General features: G+C 47.4%; 1 protein-coding gene. It reads left to right on the top strand.

The genetic code is table 11. The features are described 5' to 3' along the window. Positions 1 to 92: flagellar hook-basal body complex protein FliE (gene fliE / locus IEQ44_RS18210; protein ID WP_174215471.1), on the top strand; the 92-nt coding region annotated here is incomplete at its 5' end. Positions 93 to 268 lie beyond the last annotated feature (176 nt).

The raw sequence follows: 268 nt of genomic DNA, 5'->3' as shown, positions 1-268 counted from the left end.
TGCAAAAAGCCTCAGTTTCTATGCAAATGGGGATTCAGGTGCGTAATAAGCTGGTGGCGGCGTATCAGGAAGTGATGAGCATGCAGGTGTAGGTTTTGTAACCTGTTGTTAATTACATCCGATCTCACCGCGTGGGGCATGGATGGGGCAAACTCACTCAATTTCTGGTTTAAAATGGATACCTGATCCTGAACGTTTTCTGCCATCCACGATCCGTATACGCGATAACCCCCCTGAACATCAGAGCGTCTCATTTGACACATCACCA

This window comes from Nocardioides malaquae (assembly GCF_015070385.1).
Taxonomy (GTDB): Bacteria; Actinomycetota; Actinomycetes; order Propionibacteriales; family Nocardioidaceae; genus Nocardioides; species Nocardioides malaquae.
This window is presented reverse-complemented; position numbering and strand designations above follow the sequence as displayed.